Below are 16,129 nucleotides of genomic sequence, written 5' to 3'. Positions count from 1 at the left end.
CGGCGGGAAGGGGCTAGAACCAGGCCCTGAGGCCGACGACGACGCGCACGTCGTCCGCCTCCCCGCCCCCGGCCTCGACGAGGTCGCGCGTCTCGCCGAGACGACGAGTCCATTCGACGCCGACGTAGGGGGCGAACTCGCGGCGGATCTCGTAGCGCAGGCGCAGGCCCAGCTGGAGCGAGGACAGGCCCGAACCGACCTCGATCTCGGGAACGTCCGACGCCGCCAGGGTGACCTCGGCGCGCGGCTGCAGGATCCATTTCTGCGTGAGCCTCTGGTCGTACTCCGCCTCGATCCGGGCCGAGAGGTCGCCCTCGGTCGACAGGAAGGCGGCGGCGTCGATCTCGAACCAGTGGGGCGACAGACCCTGCACGCCGATCACGAGGTCGGTCGTGTCCCTCAGATCGGGCCGGAAGGTCTGTCGAACCCCCGCTTGCAGATCCCAGAAGGGCCGGATGGCGCGGCTGTACAGGGCCTGAACCTCGGCCTCCTCAAGCTTCGCACCGCCCTCCCCCTCCGACTTCCACCAGAGGCGGTTGATATCGCCCCCGGTCCAGCCCTGGGCGTCCCAGAGGTATGTCGTGTGGCCGTCTCCGAACCCGGCCTCCAGCCGGTCAATGACAATCCCCGTCGTGCGAACATCGCCGTTCTCGGCCAGCATGGCGTCACGCGCGGCCGCCATGGCGGTCGGGTCGAAGAAGCGGTCGGCGGCGTGGGCGGGGCTCGCCAGGGCCGCGGCGGGCGTCGGCTGGCGCGGCGGGCGTCCGGCGTCATCGGCGCTGGTCGGCATATCGGGCGGGCCCATCGTCATCCCGGGCATACTCATCGCGGACATGTCGTGGCCCGCGTGAGGATCGACGGGCGGTGTCCGGGCCGGCCCCTGCTGTGCGGGCGTCATCGTCATGCCGCTCATATCGTGGCCCGCATGAGGATCGGCTGCGGGCTTCGCGGGTGCGGCTTGCCCCATCGCCGACATGTCGTGACCCGCGTGGGGATCAGCCGTCTGGGCGAGCGCAGGCGTCGCGACCGCCAGCGGCAGCAGGATCGGAAGCAGAGCGCGCATCAGGCCTCCCCCTCCAGCGGCCGCACGGTCACGACGTTGAACATCCCCGCGTGCATGTGCATCAGCAGGTGGCAGTGGAAGGCCCAGTCACCGGGCGCGTCGGCGGTCAGGTCGAGCGTCACCTTCGAGCCCGGCGCCACATTGACCGTGTGCTTGAGCGGCTGACGCCCGCGCGGCCCGCCGGTGACCAGTTCGAAGAAATGGCCGTGCAGGTGGATCGGGTGGGACATCATGGTGTCGTTGACCAGGGTCACCCGCACCCGCTCGTTGCGCTCGAACCGGATCGGCTCGACCAGCTCCGAGAATTTGCGCCCGTCGAAGCCCCACATGAACCGTTCCATGTTTCCGGTCAGATGGATTTCCAGCGACCGCGACGGCGACCTCTGGTCCCGGTTCGCGGTCAGGGCGACGAGGTCGGTATAGACCAGCACCCGGTGATCGACGTCCTGAAGCCCAAGCGGCCGCTCGCCCAGCCTGTTGGCGGGATCGGGCGCGATCATGTCGACCCCGACGCCGACCGCCATCTCCGCCGGCGCATTGTCCGGATCGCGCATGGCGCCGGGCGAGTGGTCCATCCCGGCCATGGCGCCGTGATCCATCCCGCTCATGCCGGAGTGATCCATGCCGGACATCCCGGCCATGCCCCCCATCCCCATGTCCTTCATGGTCAGGTTCGAAACCGGCCTCAGCGGCGGCGCCTCCGCGCGCATGCCCGCGCGGGGCGCGAGCGTCGCGACCGCCATGCCCGACCGGTCGATGGCCTCGGCGACGAGGGCGAAGGCGCGGTCCTCCGTCGGGCGGACGATGACGTCATAGGTCTCGGCGACCGAAATCTGGAATTCGTCGGTCTCCACCGGGCGCACGTCGCAGCCGTCGGCCGCCACCACCGTCATCGGCAGGCCCGGAATGCGGAAGTTGAAGATCGACATGGCCGAGGCATTGATGATCCTGAGCCGCACCCGCTCCCCTGCGCGGAACAGGCCGGTCCAGTTCTGATCCGTCGCATGGCCGTTGATCAGATAGGCGTAGGTGGTCCCGTTGACGTCGAGGATGTCGCGCGGGTCCATCCGCATCGAACCCCACATCCGACGCTCCTCCAGGCTCATCCGGTCCGAGCCGTCGATCAGCCCGGCAAGCGTCGTACGCTGGCGGTTGAAATAGCCGGGGCTCTTCTTCAGCCGGTCGAGGATCTGGTGCGGATGAAGGGCGCTCCAGTCCGACAGGACCAGCACATGCTCGCGGTCGTGCTCGACCGGATCGGGCGTCAGGGGGTCGATGATCAGCGGGCCGTAGAGGCCGATCGCCTCCTGCATGTTGGAGTGGCTGTGATACCAGTAGGTCCCGTGCTGGCGGACCGGGAACTCATAGACGAAGGTCTCGCGCGGTTTGATTCCCGGGAAGCTGATCCCCGGCACCCCGTCCATCTGGAAGGGCAGCAAGAGGCCGTGCCAGTGGATGGAGGTATCCTCGTCCAGGGTGTTGGTCACCGACAGCCGCGCCGTCTGGCCCTCGCGCAGCCGGATCAGCGGGCCCGGCAGGCTGCCGTTGACGGTGACCGCATGGGCCGTCTTGCCGCCGGCCGAGAACATCTGATGCCCGATGCTCAGGGCGACGTCCGGGCCGGTCAGCGTGCCATCCCGGGACGCCCCCTGCGCCGACGTGTCGCGCATCGAGCCGGCCGAAATCGTCCTCGCCCAAGCCGGCGTTACGCCCTGAAGCGCGAGGAGACCGCCGCCCAGCAGCCCTCCTCGAAGAGCCGCACGACGATTCAGACCAGCAGGAGACGCCAATTCACGAGCCTTGTTCAAAACGACGGGCCGAAACCCGACGGGGTATCCTAGCGTGTCCCTGACATGGGACGTAACGCACCTTGACCGTGTCCTCCATGGCCAGTTTGTTGCACTGCAAAACCGGTCGGGCTAAGTCCCTGATGTCTCTGGAGGGGAAGTCTCGATGCGTATTGCGATGATCGGCACCGGCTATGTAGGCCTCGTGTCCGGAGCCTGTTTCGCCGACTTCGGCCACGACGTTACATGTATCGACAAGGATGCGGGCAAGATCGAGCGCCTGCACCAGGGCATCATGCCCATCTACGAGCCCGGCCTGGACCGTCTGGTCGAGACCAATGTCACCGGCGGACGCCTGTCCTTCGCCATCGACGGCAGCGAGGCCATCAAGGCCGCCGACGCGGTCTTCATCGCCGTGGGCACCCCCTCGCGCCGCGGCGACGGTCACGCCGACCTGAGCTTCGTCTATGCGGTGGCGAAGGAAGTCGCCGAGCTGATGGAAGGCTTCACCGTCGTGGTGACCAAGTCGACCGTGCCGGTCGGCACAGGCGACGAAATCGAACGCATCATCCGCGAGATCCGCCCCGACGCCGACTTCGCCGTCGTCTCCAACCCCGAGTTCCTGCGCGAAGGCGCCGCCATCGACGACTTCAAACGCCCGGACCGGGTCGTGGTCGGCGTCGAGGACGACCGGGCCCGCGCCGTCATGGCCGAGATCTATCGCCCGCTGAACCTCAACGAGAGCCCGCTGCTGTTCGTCGGCCGCCGCACCTCGGAACTGATCAAATACGCCGCCAACGCCTTCCTGGCGCTGAAGATCACCTTCATCAACGAGATGGCGGACCTGTGCGAGGCCGTGGACGCCAACGTCCAGCAGGTCGCGCGCGGCATCGGTCTGGACAACCGGATCGGCTCGAAATTCCTGCACGCCGGCCCGGGCTACGGCGGCTCCTGCTTCCCGAAGGACACCCTGGCCCTGGTGCGCACCGCCAGCGACGCCGGCACCCCGGTCAGGCTGGTCGAGACCACCGTCGCCGTGAACGACGCGCGCAAGAAGGCCATGGCCGGCCGCGTCGAGAAGGCGCTGGACGGCGATCTGAAGAACAAGACCGTCGCGGTCCTGGGCCTGACCTTCAAGCCGAACACCGACGACATGCGCGACGCCCCGTCGCTGGACGTCGTCCCCGCCCTGATCGCCGCCGGCGCCACGGTCCAGGCCTTCGATCCGGAAGGCATGCATGAGGCCGGCAAGATGCTGACCGGCGTCGAGTTCAAGGACGACCCCTACGCCGCCATCACCGGCGCCGACGTCCTGGTCATCCTGACCGAGTGGGACCAGTTCCGCGCCCTGGACCTCGACAAGGTCAAGCTGCTACTCAAGACCCCGACCGTCGTCGACCTGCGTAACGTCTATCGCCCGGACGACATGCGCGCCCGCGGCTTCAAATACTCGTCGATCGGCCGAGCCTGAGCCCAGCCCTCAGACCGGCCTGTCGCAGGCCGGTCAGACCGCCGCGAGCCTTACTGCGCGGCCGGCTTCGGCATGGCCGAGCGGAACTCCACATTCGAATTGGCGATCAGCCAGACCAGGGCCGTCCAGGCGGCGACGTTCTGGTTCAGCTGGGCCGGATCGACCTTGTCCAGCGTATCGTTGGCCGTGTGGTGCAGGTCGAAGTAGCGGGTCCCGTCCTGCTTGAGGCCGAACACCGGCACCCCCGCCTCGGCCAAGGGCCCGACGTCCGAACCGCCCTCCGTCTCCGGCCGCGCCGAGGTCAGGACGCCGATCGGATAGAGGACGCGCGACGCGATCCGCTGGAACTCCGAGCCCTGCGAGCCCGGCGGCAGGGCGAAGGCGAAGACGCGGTCGGCCCCGAAGTCGCTCTCGCCCGCGATGATGTGGTCAGCGACCTTCGCCTCACCCTGCTCACGCACATAGGCGCCGCCGCCGTTGCCGGTGTTGGTCGGCTGGGCCACCTCTTCCGAGCCGTACAGGATCACGCGGATGGTGCGCTCGGGACGTTGGCCGTTCTCCGCGATGGCCTTGGCCGCCGCGAGGGTGATGGCCCCGCCCGCGCCGTCATCGATGGCGCCCGTGCCCAGATCCCAGCTGTCCATATGCGAGCCCAGGACGATGACCTCGTTCGGCCGCGTCCGCCCCGGCAGGTCGGCGATGACGTTCTGGGAGTGGGTCTCGTACAGGCGGGCGGTCGAGGACAGATGCACCCGCACCGTCTGGCCTAGCGCGATCAGGCGCGCGATCTGGTCGGCGTCGGGGTTGGAGACGGCGAAGCCCGGGATGGCCACCTTGCCGTCGACATAGCGGGTCGTGCCGGTGTGCGGCAGGCGGTTGTCGTCGGAGCCGACCGAGCGGATCAGGAAGGCCGCGGCCCCCTTCTTCGCCGCCACATCGGGACCCGCGCCGCGGATGCGCGTCTGGGGACCATAGCCCGAGCCGTCCTGCATGGCGTGCATCTGGCCCACGTCGACGAGGGCGATCTTGCCGGCCAAGGAGCCGTCGGGCACGGCCTGCAGGGCCTCGAAGCTGGTGAAGCGCACCACCTCGGCCTCGATCCCGCCCTCGGGCGTGGCGGGCGAATGGCCCAGAGCCGCGACGGCCAGCGGTTGCGGATTGTCGCCGAGGATCGAGCCGCTGTCCTGGCCCCGCTCCCAGCCGACCAGCGGGAACTCCTGGATGTGGACGTTCTGGAAGCCCAGGCCCTTCAGGTATTCGGCGGCCCAGGCGGCGGCGGCCTGTTCCGAATGCGAGCCCGCCGGGCGCGGCCCGAAGCGGGTCGTCAGCTGGGTGACGTAGTCGAGGGCGACGTTGGACGACATCGCCTTGTCGCGCAGCTGCTCGGCCTGACGGATGGTCGCCTCGTCCTGGGCGGACGCCGCGAAGGGGGCGGCGGCGAAGGCGAGCGCGGCGGCGCTGGCGGCGAGCAGAAGGCGGGACATGGGACGACTCCGGACAAACGGGAAGCGCGACCCTAACGGCTCAGCCGCGTCCGGCAAGGCGCCGGAACGCCGCTTGGGTCAGCCGTTGTCAGCAGCCTGTGCAAACAGCGCCGCGATGTCGGCGTCGACCTGATCCACACTGGTCAGCTCAACCACGGCCGACAGCCGTTCGGACCAGCTTTCCTTCTTCACCGACGGCGACAGACGCGGCGAGACGGCGGGGTCGAGCTTGAGGCCGAGCAGCAGGCCGCCGCCCTTCAGCGGCCGCGCCGCCGCGAACTGCACCGCGCGGGAGAAGGAGGTGAAGCTCTTCCTCTGGCCCGAGATGACGCCGTCCAGCCTTCCGGCGACGGCCTCGACCGCCTCCAGCACCGCAAGTGAGCCCGGCTCCTTCCACAGGGCGGCGCGCAGGTCGGGTTCGTCCCAGCCCATGCCCTGCCCTTGCGTCTTCATGCTGTCGAGGATGAAGGCGGCGCCGTTCTGGCCCACGCCGTGCTCGGCCTTCAGCCAGGCCATCTGGGCCCGAGGCTTGGTCTCCGGGCAGGTCTTCATGATCTCGAGCCACGTGGCCATGGGCTTGCCGGTGTTCTTCTCGAAATTCGCCTGGACGGTGGCGAACCACTTCTGCTGGCGTTCGGTCAGGACAGCGGCCATGGCTCAGCCTCCCTTGCCGTCGGCGATGAAGGCGCCGGCCAGCCAGCTGACGATGCCGGTGATGATCGCCGCCCCGATCCCGGCGGCCAGGCCATCGACGACAAAGCCGTTCAGCAGCACCGCCACCAGACCGATCATCGCCGCATTCACCACCAGCAGGAACAGGCCCAGGGTGATGAGGGTGATCGGGAAGGTCAGGACCGTCAGGATCGGCCGCACGATGGCGTTGACGACCCCCAGCAGGATGGCCGCCAGCAGCAGGGTTCCGGTGTCGGTGAAGCCGACCCCCGGCACGATCCGCGAGGCCAGCCAGAGGCCGAGGGCGGTGACGAGGAACTGGGCGATGAAACGCAGCATGGAGGACGCCTGTCTGTGATGATGGGGATACTCTGCCACCGATCCTGTGTGGCGTCTTCACCGGCGCTGGAACCGCGACCGTTCACGTGCACTATGGGTGCGAACCCTCTCTCCCAAAGGACAGTCCCATGACCGATCAGCGCATCAACGGCGGCCTCTCAAACCTCGGCGGCAAGCTGCAGGAAGGTCTGGGCAAGCTGACCGGCGATTCCAAGCTCCAGCTCGACGGCAAGCTGGATCAGGTGAAGGGCAAATACCTCGACGGCTACGGCAAGGTCATCGACGGCCTGGACGGTCTGGTCGAGAAAGCCCCGAGCGATCTGCAGGAACCGGCTCGCGTCGGCCTCGACTTCGCGCGCAAGAAGCCCTTCCTGACCACGGCAATCGTCGCGGGCATCGGCCTGCTGCTGGCCGGCGCGGGCCGCCGCCGTCGCTGATCGCAGCCTGAGATCATGAGAAAGGCCCGGACGGCGACGTCCGGGCCTTTTGCGTTTCAGGAGGCGGCTTTCGGCAGGATGGCCGCGATCCGTTCGGCGCCGGCCAGGACCTGCTGATGCGGAGGGCCACCTTCGCCGCCGGGGCCGAAGCCTCCGGGAGGCGGGCCCATCATTCCGGGCGGCGGACCGCCCGGTTCACCGGGGCCGAAACCGCCCTCCTCCGACCGCGCCGCGCGATCGACGCCGAGGGTCACGGTCATCGCATAGTGGTCGGCCTGTTCGCTGATGGCGCCGAAGGTCGAATACCCCTGCCCCCGGGCGATGCCGTCGGTGCGGTTCAGGGTGTCGCGCGTCTGGCCCCCGCGCACATAGTCGGGGGCGTTCGAGAACAGCCATTCGCTGAGCGCGTCGGGGAAGAAGAGCTGGCAGGTCAGGACGTTGGTGGTCCCTTCCTCATCGAGGAAGACCTTCACATGCACATGGGGCGTGCGCCCCTGATACCAGCCCGGATAGACGGTCAGGAATGTCGCGACGCCGTCGGCGCCCGTCGGCTGATGCCCGCGCAGGAAGGTCTCGCCCTTGGTCGAACCGGTCGGCCCCTGCCCTTCGTAGCCTGAGTAGACGCCTTGGGCGTCGCAGTGCCAGACGTCGACGCGGGCGTCCCTGATCGGCGCGCAGGTCGCGCCCTCCAGCACCCTGATGGCGATCCTCAGCGGCAGGCCCTTGCGGCCCTCGGTGATGTCGGCCCGCTCCAGATTCGGATCGAACCAGTAGGGTCCCTGGGTCGCCTGGGGCGTGATCAGACAGACCTCCCCGGCGGCTGTCGTGGTGCGCGCGCCAGCCGGTCCGGCGACGGCGGCGAGGCCTCCGAAGAGACCGGCGGTCAGGGCGCTTCTGCGCGACAGGGCGATGTTGATCTTCGTTTCGTGGGGCACGGCGCACTCTCTTCAATCCGGGGCCGAGCCATAAAGACCCCACGCGCCGCGCGTGTTTCACCACCGAAACGCCGGAGACAAACAAGGAAAAAGGCCCCGGCGTTTCCACCGGGGCCTTCAGCTTTCAGCCTGTGACGGTCCTTAAACCGCCTGTTCCTCGTCGGCGGCTTCCTTGACCGCTTCGCCGCTCGCCGAGGCGATGTCGAAGGCGATCTTGCCGTCCTTGAGGGTGACCTTGACGTGGCCGCCGCGCGTGAGGCGTCCGAACAGGATGTCGTCGGCCAGCGGCTTCTTGATGTTCTCCTGAATGACCCGGCCCAGGGGGCGCGCGCCGTACAGTTCGTCGAAGCCGTTCTTGGCCAGCCAGTCGGCCGCGTCGTCCGACAGTTCGATGGTGATGTTGCGATCCGCCAGCTGGGCTTCCAGCTGCAGGACGAACTTGGTCACCACCTGACGGATGGTCTCGGGCTGCAGCGGCTTGAAGCTGACGATGGCGTCCAGACGGTTGCGGAACTCCGGCGCGAACAGGCGCTGGATGGCCTTGTCGTCCTCGCCCTCGACCTTGCCGCGGCCGAAGCCGATGGAGGCCCGGGCGTTGTCGGCGGCCCCCGCATTGGTGGTCATGATCAGGACCACGTTGCGGAAGTCGACCTTCTTGCCGATCGCGTCGGTCAGCATCCCGTTGTCCATCACCTGCAGCAGGATGTTGTAGACGTCGGGGTGGGCCTTCTCGATCTCGTCCAGCAGGACCACGGCGTGCGGGTGCTGGTCGACGGCGTCGGTCAGCAGGCCGCCCTGGTCATGGCCGACATAGCCCGGAGGCGCGCCGATCAGACGCGAGACGGTGTGCCGCTCCATGTACTCGGACATGTCGAAGCGCAGCATCTCGATGCCGAGCGTCGAGGCCAGCTGCTTGGCCACCTCGGTCTTGCCCACGCCGGTCGGGCCGGCGAACAGGAAGGAGCCGATCGGCTTCTGCGGATCGCGCAGCCCCGCCCGGGCCAGCTTCATGGCCGAGGAGACCTGTTCGATCGCCGCGTCCTGACCGAAGACGGCGCGGTTCAGGTCGGTCTGCAGTTCGCGCAGGCCCTCGACGTCGGACTTGGAGACCGACTTCGGCGGGATGCGGGCCATCTTGGCGATGACGGCTTCGACCTCCTTCTGGCCGATGACCTTCTTCCGCTTCGACTCGGCCAGCAGCATCTGCGAGGCGCCGGCCTCGTCGATGACGTCGATCGCCTTGTCCGGCAGTTTGCGGTCGGTCATGTAGCGGGCCGACAGCTCGACCGCCGAGCGGATGGCCGCCTCGGTGTAGCGCAGCTTGTGGTGGCTCTCGTACGAAGCCTTCAGGCCGCGCAGGATCTTGATCGAGTCCTCGACCGTCGGCTCATTGACGTCGATCTTCTGGAAGCGCCGGACCAGGGCCCGGTCCTTCTCGAAATGCTGGCGGTATTCCTTGTAGGTCGTCGAGCCCATGCAGCGCAGGCTGCCCGAGGCCAGGGCCGGCTTGAGCAGGTTGGACGCATCCATCGCCCCGCCCGAGGTCGCGCCGGCGCCGATCACCGTGTGGATCTCGTCGATGAACAGGATGGCGTTCTCGTGGTTCTCGAGTTCCTTGACGACCTGCTTCAGCCGCTCCTCGAAGTCGCCGCGATAGCGCGTCCCGGCCAGCAGGGCGCCCATGTCGAGGCTGTAGATGGTCGCGCCTTCCAGCACGGCCGGGACCTCGTGATTGACGATCTTGCGGGCCAGACCTTCGGCGATGGCGGTCTTGCCGACGCCCGGCTCGCCGACCAGCAGCGGGTTGTTCTTGGTGCGCCGGCACAGGATCTGGATGGCCCGCTCGACCTCGGCGTGACGGCCGATGAGCGGGTCGATCTTGCCCTTCTTCGACTTCTCGTTGAGGTCGACGCAATAGGCTTCCAGCGCCTCGCCGCCCTGTTTGACGGCGGCGGCGTCCTCGGCCTCCTCAGGGCTCGAGCCCTTCGCCGGACGGGCCTCGGCGGACCCGGCCTTCTTGGCGATGCCGTGGGCGATGAAGTTGACCGCGTCGTACCGCGTCATGTCCTGCTCCTGCAGGAAGTAGGCGGCGTGGCTTTCGCGCTCGGAGAAGATGGCGACCAGGACGTTGGCGCCGGTCACTTCCTCGCGGCCCGAGGACTGGACGTGGATCACCGCGCGCTGGATCACGCGCTGGAAGCCGGCCGTCGGCTTGGCGTCGTCGCCGTCCGAGGTGGCCAGAGCCGCCAGGTCGGTGTCGACATAGAGCGTCAGGGCGGTCTTGAGGGATTTGAGATCGACGTTGCAGGCGGACATCACCGCCGTGGCGTCGGGGTCATCGATCAGCGCCAGCAGGAGGTGCTCGAGCGTCGCATACTCATGACGGCGCTCGTTGGCGTAAACCAGGGCACGTTGCAGCGTGTCTTCGAGAGGACGTGAAAATGAGGGCATGGGGAGATCCTCTCAGTCTTTTTCCATCGTGCATTGCAGCGGGTGCTGGTGACGGCGCGCCGTCTCGACCACCTGGGCGACCTTGGTTTCGGCCACTTCGTAGGTGAAGACGCCGCACACCCCGACGCCATGCTGGTGCACATGCAGCATGATGCGGGTCGCGTCCTCGCGGCTCTTCTGGAAGAACCGCTCCAGCACATAGACGACGAATTCCATGGGCGTGTAGTCGTCGTTCAGGATCAGCACCCGATACAGCGAGGGCTTCTGAAGCTTGGGCTTTGTTTCGGTGATCGTGGTGGCGCCGAGGCCTCCACCCTGTTGATCGCCTGGCCTTTGTGACGGCATTCGCATTCCGGAGTTTCGGGGAGTCGAAACACTAGATAGGCAGTGTTCGACGGTTTTTAAGCCTCGTCCAGTCACGGGTTTCGTGAACAGCGTTCAGGGCCCTGAAACTCGCCCGCCGCCGTGCCCGCCGGGCTCCCACAACAATGCTCGAGCATCCGAAAAGCTGCTTGACACCTTTCATGCGTCAGGTATTTCTTACACATGAAAGGGCGGATGCGTTATGACCCCGGGTGATCGTTTGCTGACCGTCCTGTCCGCCCTGGACAACCCCCACCGGCTGCGGGTGCTCGCCGCCCTGCAAGCCGGTGGACGCAACTACGTCAGCCAGCTGGCGCGGGAGATCGGCATCAGCCGCCCCCTGCTGCATCTGCATCTGAACAAGCTGGAAGAAGCCGGCCTCGTGAAGAGCCACCTCGAACTCTCGTCGGAGGGCAAGGCGCTCAACTACTTCGAGATCGCCCCCTTCCATCTGGAAGTCACACCCCGGTCCATCGTGGACGCCGCCGCCTCCCTGACGGCCAAGACGGAAAAATAGGAGACCATTCGTGTCGGAACATCTCTACCTCCTGACGATCTGCCTGCCGCTCGGCACCATCCTTCTGGTGTTCGGGATGCGCTACCTGGCCATCATCCGTCAGGCGAAGGCGAAGACGGATCAGGACGAGGCCTACAGAGCCCTGGCCGAGAGCACCCGCGCCGCCCTGGCCGAGATGCAGGCGCGGCTCGAGGGCATCGAGAAGATCCTCAAGGATGTCGAATAGTGACCGACGCCGCCCTCGCACCCGGCCCCGTCGCCGGCGCTGAAGACGCGCCCCTGCCCCTCTGGCGACTGTACGGACTGCGCGCCGGCTATCTGCTGCTGGCCGTGGGGCTGGGCGTGCAGGTCTGGCCCGGGATCCTGACGAACCATTCGGACTGGGAGCTGATGGAAGGCGTGGTCCAGTGCATGCTGGGCGCGATCGGCCTGCTGGCGGTTCTCGGCCTGCGCTACCCCGTCCGCATGCTGCCGCTGCTGTTCTTCGAGATGCTCTGGAAAGCGCTGTGGCTGGGCTTCGTCGCCGTTCCGCGCCTGATCGAGGGCCGGATGGATGACGGCGCCTGGTCCACCCTGTCGGCCTGTTTGCTGGTCGTCGTCTTCCCCATCGTGACGCCCTGGCCCCGGGTCGTTTCCCTCTTCATCACGGCGCGCGGCGACCGCTGGCGCTGAGCCAGACGCCGCGCCCTCCCCGATCCGGACCGTTTCATGCCCTTTGACATCCGCAGCCGCCCGCTCGCCTACGCCCGCCTCGCCGGCGCCATCTATCTCGTGGTCATCGTGGCCGGGGCGCTCGCCGAGGGCATCGTCATGAACACGGTGACGGTTCCGGGCGACGACGCCGGAACGATCCGGACGATTCTCGCCCACTCCTCCCTCTGGACCTGGGGTCTGGCGGCGAACCTCGTCATCCCCCTGATCGCCGTGGTCCAGCTCTGGATCGAATACATGCTGCTCCGGCCGGCCGGACGCGGGCTGGCCCTGCTGTTCCTGCTGCTCAACCTCGCCTCCCTCGCGGTGGAGGCGGTCAGCAAGATGTTCCAGCTAATGGTCGTGCCGCTCGCCTCGGGCGGTTCCGGCGGCGCCCTGTCCGAAGCCATGGCGACCTTCGCCCTGACGGCCCACGGCGTGGCGTTCAACATCGCCCTGATTTTCTTCGGCGCGGCCTGCCTCGTCAGCGGGACGCTGATCTGGCGATCCGGCTATCTGCCCCGGTTCATCGGCGTCCTGATGCAGATCGCCGGCCTCTGCTACCTCGTCGCCTCGTTCGCCGAACTGCTGGCGCCGTCGTTCGCCCGCATGCTCAGCCCGGCCATCCTGCTGCCCGTGCTGGTGGGCGAGACGAGCTTCTGCCTGTGGCTGCTGATCCGGGGCGTGAACGTCCGCAAATGGAACGAGCGTCAGGACTCGATCGCGCGAGGCTAGGCGTGGCTGCGGGCCGAGGTCGCGCTCAGCTCGATCCCAAGGCCGGCCATGACCAAAGATTCACGGGACTCCGGCGCCCCACGGACACATCGTGAGTCTGGCCGTGAACTGCGATGGCGGAGACGAACCTATGACCATTCCCGCTCTTCTTCTCGCCCTGGCGCTGGCCCTGCCCGGTCAGGACGCAGCCTCGACGCCCGCCGTGACCGTCCCGAGCGAGCCGGCCCTGTCGACCGCCATCGCGGATCGGGACACTGTCCTGTTCCGCGTCATGTTCGACGACTGCGACCCGGCGGCCCTGGCCGATCTGGTGACCGACGACATCGAATTCTACCACGACCGCGGCGGACTGATGTCGACGCGGACGGCCTTCGTCGCGGACTACCAGAAGGGCTGCGAGGCGAAGAAGGCCCCCGACGCCTTCCGCTCGCGCCGCGAACTCGTGCCCGGTTCGATGCGCGTCTACGCCATCCCGGGCGCGGGCGCCGTCGAGGAAGGGACCCACCTCTTCTACGAGCGCCGGGGCGACGGGCCGGAGAAGCTGGTCGGGCGGGCGCGGTTCTCGATGTTCTGGAAGCTGGACGCCGATGGCCAGTGGCGGCTGTCGCGCGCCTTCAGCATCGACCATGCGGCGGCTTCCGCGCCGGAATAAACAAAAGGGCCCGGAGCTTTCGCTCCGGGCCCTTCTGGTACGCTACTGAACCGTGAGATCGCCTTAGCGGGCGGCCTGGAACTTTTCGACCGAGGCGGTGACGCGCTCGTTGATCGGCTTGAAGCTGTCCTTGACCGAAGCAGTCAGGGTTTCGGTCATCTTGGTCATTTCGGACATGTAGATTTCCATGGCCGACTTGGTGAAGCTGGTTTGCAGTTCGATCAGCTCCTGAACCGAACGGGCCTTCGACATCGACTGGGCGGCGGCGACGCCCGATTCCCAGCTGGTCTTGCCGTACGACAGGGCCTGGGCCTGCAGGGCCTCGGCGCCCTTCTGGGCGGCGGTGGTCGAGGCGACCACGGCGTCGAGGTTCAGCTTGGACTGGGCGCCCAGCTCGGTCAGCGAGGCGGTGGTCTTTTCCAGACCGTCCTTGAACGCCTGGGCGCTCGCGGTCTGAACCTTCTCGGCCTGTGCCTTGGCGGCGGAGGCGGTTTGTTCGACGGTCTTTTTGACGGCTTCGGCGGTGTCGGCCATGTGAAGTCTCCTGAACCCGGTGATCGGGCCCCGTTCGTGTCGACGGACCCGTGTTGATTGCTCTCGCGACGGAATGCTCCCTCGCGACAGGGCTCATATGGTGCATGTGCGAACACGGGTCAAGGATTTTTGTGCACTGCACAATATGAACGGCGATAACCTGACAAACGACGAAAACGGCTCAGCTTTCGCGTCGCGGGCGAAACGTTCAAATCTCCGTTGAGACCTCGTTAACCACCGCGAAACCCCGAGATCGCATGCTAGGGTTCACCCATTGCGCCGGGGGGCCGCCCAACATTCGCGTTGCGTCTCTGGCCACAGGGACGTCACAGTTACGAGGCTATTCGGTTGCCGATGACCGCTTTCTTCCGTCGCATCGCCGTCGGCGTCATGGCTGTTCTGGCGGTGACCGCCGTCTCGATCTCGCCCCTGTCGCCGATCACCTCGATGGTCGAGGCCCAGTCGTCGGACAACGCCCGCTACGCCGCCATCGTCGTCGACGCCCAGACGGGCGAGGTTCTGTTCGCCCGCCGCGCCGACAGCCCGCGCTATCCGGCTTCGGTCACCAAGATGATGACCCTGTATCTGACGTTCGAGGCTCTGGAAGCCGGACGGGTCAAGCTGGACGACGTCGTCACCGTCTCCCCCCTCGCCGCCTCCCAGCCGCCGTCCAAACTGGGTCTCGCCGCCGGCCAGACGATCCGCTTCGACGACGCCATGCGCGCCACCACGGTCCGGTCCTGCAACGACATGGCCATGGTCCTGGCAGAGCACGTCGGCGGCTCCCAGGCCCGGTTCGCGGCCATGGCCACCCTCAAGGCCCGTCAGCTGGGCATGACCCAGACCAACTACGTCAATCCCAACGGCCTGCCCGACAGCCGCCAGGTCACCTCGGCCCGCGACCTGGCCATCCTGGCCCGCGCCATCATGCGCGATTACCCCCAGTATTACAGCTACTTCGGCCTGCACGACTGGGCCTTCCAGGGCCGCGAGTACCGCAACACCAACGGCCTGCTGCTGGGCGGCGACGGCTATGACGGCATCAAGACCGGCTTCACCAACGCCTCGGGCTACAACCTCGCCGCCTCGGCCGTGCGCAACCATCGCCGGCTGATCGTCATCGTCATGGGCGGTCGCTCCAGCGCCACCCGCAACGCCCATGTCGCCGAGCTGATGAACACGGGCTTCGAGGTCGAGAACCGCCGGGCCCAGGGCGAGACCATCCAGGTGGCCCAGACCTTCTTCGAACAGCGCGGCTTCGGCGTCGACGGCACGGGGATGACCGACGGCGTCGGCCCGGTCGCCTATGCCGCCCTGAACGGCGAGCGCGGCTCGCCTGTCCGTGACGACGAGGACGGCGAGGGCTCGACCGCCGTGGCCTATACCGCCCTGCCTCCGCGCGCCCAGCCGCGTCCGACCGCGCCGGTCTCCTCGCCGATCCACGTCGCCGGATCGGAAACGCCCCTGCCGAGCACCGCCCGCAGCTACGCCGCCGTCGCCAATCAGCCGCCGCCGGTTCCGGCGCCCGCCCCGGCGCCCCGGACTGACAATCGCGCCGTCGCCAATGATCCGGGCAGCCTGACCGCCTCCCTGAACGGTGGGGTCGCGGCGCCGCGCACGACCGCTCCTGCTCGCACGCCTCCCGCCGCCACGCGTCCGGCCGCCCCGGCCCGCACGCCGGCGGGCCGCTGGGCCGTTCAGGTCGGCGCCTTCCGCAGCGAGTCCGTCGCCCGGGACTGGCTGACCGAGGTCAACCGCCGCTTCCGCGCTCAGTTCACCGACGCCGAGCGTGCTGTGCAGTCCAACGACGGCTGGTTCCGCTCGCGCTTCACCGGCATGACCCAGGCCAAGGCCGAGGACGCCTGCGAGGCCCTGGCCGCCCGCCGCGTCACCTGTTCGGTGATCCGCCCGGGGGCGTGACCGGCTGCCTTGGTCGCCCGAAGGGACAGATCTGCGTCCGCTTTCAGCCCGTTGGCCAACGACCGCTTTCGACCCATTG

Annotated in this window: 17 protein-coding genes; 8 read left to right on the top strand and 9 right to left on the bottom strand. The window is 67.7% G+C overall.

What is annotated here, in order from left to right; all coding sequences use genetic code 11:
• Window positions 1-13 precede the first annotated feature (13 nt).
• Window positions 14-1,063, bottom strand: a complete 1,050-nt coding sequence (locus ACW172_RS16845; protein WP_492032587.1) for a copper resistance protein B — start codon at window positions 1,061-1,063, stop codon at window positions 14-16.
• The gene (locus tag ACW172_RS16840) at window positions 1,063-2,853 is read right to left on the bottom strand and encodes a copper resistance system multicopper oxidase (protein WP_492032586.1); all 1,791 of its coding nucleotides are present in this window, start codon (window positions 2,851-2,853) and stop codon (window positions 1,063-1,065) included. The genes ACW172_RS16845 and ACW172_RS16840 overlap by 1 nt, the downstream gene beginning before the upstream one ends.
• Before the next feature lie 163 nt (window positions 2,854-3,016).
• Between ACW172_RS16840 and ACW172_RS16835 the strand changes: the two genes are divergently transcribed.
• Window positions 3,017-4,321 (top strand): UDP-glucose dehydrogenase family protein, encoded by a 1,305-nt coding sequence (locus tag ACW172_RS16835; RefSeq protein ID WP_492032585.1) that lies wholly within the window; start codon window positions 3,017-3,019, stop codon window positions 4,319-4,321.
• 50 nt (window positions 4,322-4,371) lie between these two features.
• Here the strand turns inward: ACW172_RS16835 and ACW172_RS16830 are convergent, their stop codons facing one another.
• The 3 genes from ACW172_RS16830 to ACW172_RS16820 all read right to left on the bottom strand — a co-directional run bounded on the left by ACW172_RS16830 (window position 4,372) and on the right by ACW172_RS16820 (window position 6,816).
• Window positions 4,372-5,805 (bottom strand): M20/M25/M40 family metallo-hydrolase, encoded by a 1,434-nt coding sequence (locus ACW172_RS16830; protein WP_492032584.1) that lies wholly within the window; start codon window positions 5,803-5,805, stop codon window positions 4,372-4,374.
• 78 nt (window positions 5,806-5,883) lie between these two features.
• A complete protein-coding gene (locus ACW172_RS16825; protein WP_492032583.1) occupies window positions 5,884-6,459 on the bottom strand; it encodes a DUF4287 domain-containing protein in 576 nt (191 codons plus the stop codon).
• Between the two features lie 3 nt (window positions 6,460-6,462).
• Window positions 6,463-6,816 carry a phage holin family protein gene (locus tag ACW172_RS16820; protein ID WP_492032582.1) on the bottom strand — a complete coding sequence of 118 codons (354 nt, stop codon included), beginning with the start codon at window positions 6,814-6,816 and terminating at the stop codon, window positions 6,463-6,465.
• A gap of 128 nt (window positions 6,817-6,944) precedes the next feature.
• On the opposite strand from ACW172_RS16820, the gene ACW172_RS16815 reads away from it, so the two are divergent.
• Entirely contained in the window at window positions 6,945-7,253 is a 309-nt protein-coding gene (locus tag ACW172_RS16815) for a CsbD family protein (RefSeq protein WP_492032581.1), read from the top strand.
• A gap of 56 nt (window positions 7,254-7,309) precedes the next feature.
• Here the strand turns inward: ACW172_RS16815 and ACW172_RS16810 are convergent, their stop codons facing one another.
• From ACW172_RS16810 to clpS, 3 genes are all read right to left on the bottom strand, one after another.
• A complete protein-coding gene (locus ACW172_RS16810; protein WP_492032580.1) occupies window positions 7,310-8,188 on the bottom strand; it encodes an intradiol ring-cleavage dioxygenase in 879 nt (292 codons plus the stop codon).
• 141 nt (window positions 8,189-8,329) lie between these two features.
• Window positions 8,330-10,639 carry an ATP-dependent Clp protease ATP-binding subunit ClpA gene (clpA, locus tag ACW172_RS16805; protein ID WP_492032579.1) on the bottom strand — a complete coding sequence of 770 codons (2,310 nt, stop codon included), beginning with the start codon at window positions 10,637-10,639 and terminating at the stop codon, window positions 8,330-8,332.
• Window positions 10,640-10,651: 12 nt separating this feature from the next.
• A complete protein-coding gene (clpS, locus tag ACW172_RS16800; protein ID WP_207932384.1) occupies window positions 10,652-10,984 on the bottom strand; it encodes an ATP-dependent Clp protease adapter ClpS in 333 nt (110 codons plus the stop codon).
• Between the two features lie 220 nt (window positions 10,985-11,204).
• Between clpS and ACW172_RS16795 the strand changes: the two genes are divergently transcribed.
• The 5 genes from ACW172_RS16795 to ACW172_RS16775 all read left to right on the top strand — a co-directional run bounded on the left by ACW172_RS16795 (window position 11,205) and on the right by ACW172_RS16775 (window position 13,596).
• Window positions 11,205-11,519, top strand: a complete 315-nt coding sequence (locus ACW172_RS16795; RefSeq protein WP_492032578.1) for an ArsR/SmtB family transcription factor — start codon at window positions 11,205-11,207, stop codon at window positions 11,517-11,519.
• Window positions 11,520-11,529: 10 nt separating this feature from the next.
• Window positions 11,530-11,745, top strand: a complete 216-nt coding sequence (locus ACW172_RS16790; protein ID WP_492032577.1) for a hypothetical protein — start codon at window positions 11,530-11,532, stop codon at window positions 11,743-11,745.
• Window positions 11,745-12,191 carry a hypothetical protein gene (locus ACW172_RS16785; protein ID WP_492032576.1) on the top strand — a complete coding sequence of 149 codons (447 nt, stop codon included), beginning with the start codon at window positions 11,745-11,747 and terminating at the stop codon, window positions 12,189-12,191. The genes ACW172_RS16790 and ACW172_RS16785 overlap by 1 nt, the downstream gene beginning before the upstream one ends.
• Window positions 12,192-12,227: 36 nt before the next feature.
• On the top strand, window positions 12,228-12,944 hold the full coding sequence (locus ACW172_RS16780) for a DUF4386 domain-containing protein (protein ID WP_492032575.1): 717 nt from the start codon (window positions 12,228-12,230) through the stop codon (window positions 12,942-12,944).
• 130 nt (window positions 12,945-13,074) lie between these two features.
• The gene (locus ACW172_RS16775; RefSeq protein ID WP_492032574.1) at window positions 13,075-13,596 is read left to right on the top strand and encodes a nuclear transport factor 2 family protein; all 522 of its coding nucleotides are present in this window, start codon (window positions 13,075-13,077) and stop codon (window positions 13,594-13,596) included.
• A gap of 63 nt (window positions 13,597-13,659) precedes the next feature.
• Here the strand turns inward: ACW172_RS16775 and ACW172_RS16770 are convergent, their stop codons facing one another.
• Window positions 13,660-14,130, bottom strand: coding sequence for a phasin family protein (locus ACW172_RS16770; protein ID WP_492032573.1), 471 nt, complete (start codon window positions 14,128-14,130; stop codon window positions 13,660-13,662).
• Window positions 14,131-14,484: 354 nt separating this feature from the next.
• Here ACW172_RS16770 and ACW172_RS16765 point away from each other — a divergent pair, with 354 nt between their 5' ends.
• Window positions 14,485-16,050 carry a D-alanyl-D-alanine carboxypeptidase gene (locus tag ACW172_RS16765; protein WP_492032572.1) on the top strand — a complete coding sequence of 522 codons (1,566 nt, stop codon included), beginning with the start codon at window positions 14,485-14,487 and terminating at the stop codon, window positions 16,048-16,050.
• The last annotated feature ends 79 nt before the right edge of the window (window positions 16,051-16,129 follow it).

The organism is Brevundimonas sp. ALps5 (assembly GCF_058681645.1).
The sequence above is the reverse complement of the archived record's forward strand: the minus strand, read 5'-3'. Positions and strand labels throughout refer to the sequence as shown.

Bases quoted from the DNA above. Each gene is read 5' to 3' on its own strand.
- ACW172_RS16845 (WP_492032587.1), bottom strand. From the start codon at position 1,063: ATGCGCGCTCTGCTTCCGATCCTGCTGCCGCTGGCGGTCGCGACGCCT.
- ACW172_RS16835 (WP_492032585.1), top strand. From the start codon at position 3,017: ATGCGTATTGCGATGATCGGCACCGGCTATGTAGGCCTCGTGTCCGGA.
- ACW172_RS16830 (WP_492032584.1), bottom strand. From the start codon at position 5,805: ATGTCCCGCCTTCTGCTCGCCGCCAGCGCCGCCGCGCTCGCCTTCGCC.
- ACW172_RS16825 (WP_492032583.1), bottom strand. From the start codon at position 6,459: ATGGCCGCTGTCCTGACCGAACGCCAGCAGAAGTGGTTCGCCACCGTC.
- ACW172_RS16820 (WP_492032582.1), bottom strand. From the start codon at position 6,816: ATGCTGCGTTTCATCGCCCAGTTCCTCGTCACCGCCCTCGGCCTCTGG.
- ACW172_RS16815 (WP_492032581.1), top strand. From the start codon at position 6,945: ATGACCGATCAGCGCATCAACGGCGGCCTCTCAAACCTCGGCGGCAAG.
- clpA (WP_492032579.1), bottom strand. From the start codon at position 10,639: ATGCCCTCATTTTCACGTCCTCTCGAAGACACGCTGCAACGTGCCCTG.
- clpS (WP_207932384.1), bottom strand. From the start codon at position 10,984: ATGCCGTCACAAAGGCCAGGCGATCAACAGGGTGGAGGCCTCGGCGCC.
- ACW172_RS16795 (WP_492032578.1), top strand. From the start codon at position 11,205: ATGACCCCGGGTGATCGTTTGCTGACCGTCCTGTCCGCCCTGGACAAC.
- ACW172_RS16780 (WP_492032575.1), top strand. From the start codon at position 12,228: ATGCCCTTTGACATCCGCAGCCGCCCGCTCGCCTACGCCCGCCTCGCC.
- ACW172_RS16775 (WP_492032574.1), top strand. From the start codon at position 13,075: ATGACCATTCCCGCTCTTCTTCTCGCCCTGGCGCTGGCCCTGCCCGGT.
- ACW172_RS16770 (WP_492032573.1), bottom strand. From the start codon at position 14,130: ATGGCCGACACCGCCGAAGCCGTCAAAAAGACCGTCGAACAAACCGCC.
- ACW172_RS16765 (WP_492032572.1), top strand. From the start codon at position 14,485: ATGACCGCTTTCTTCCGTCGCATCGCCGTCGGCGTCATGGCTGTTCTG.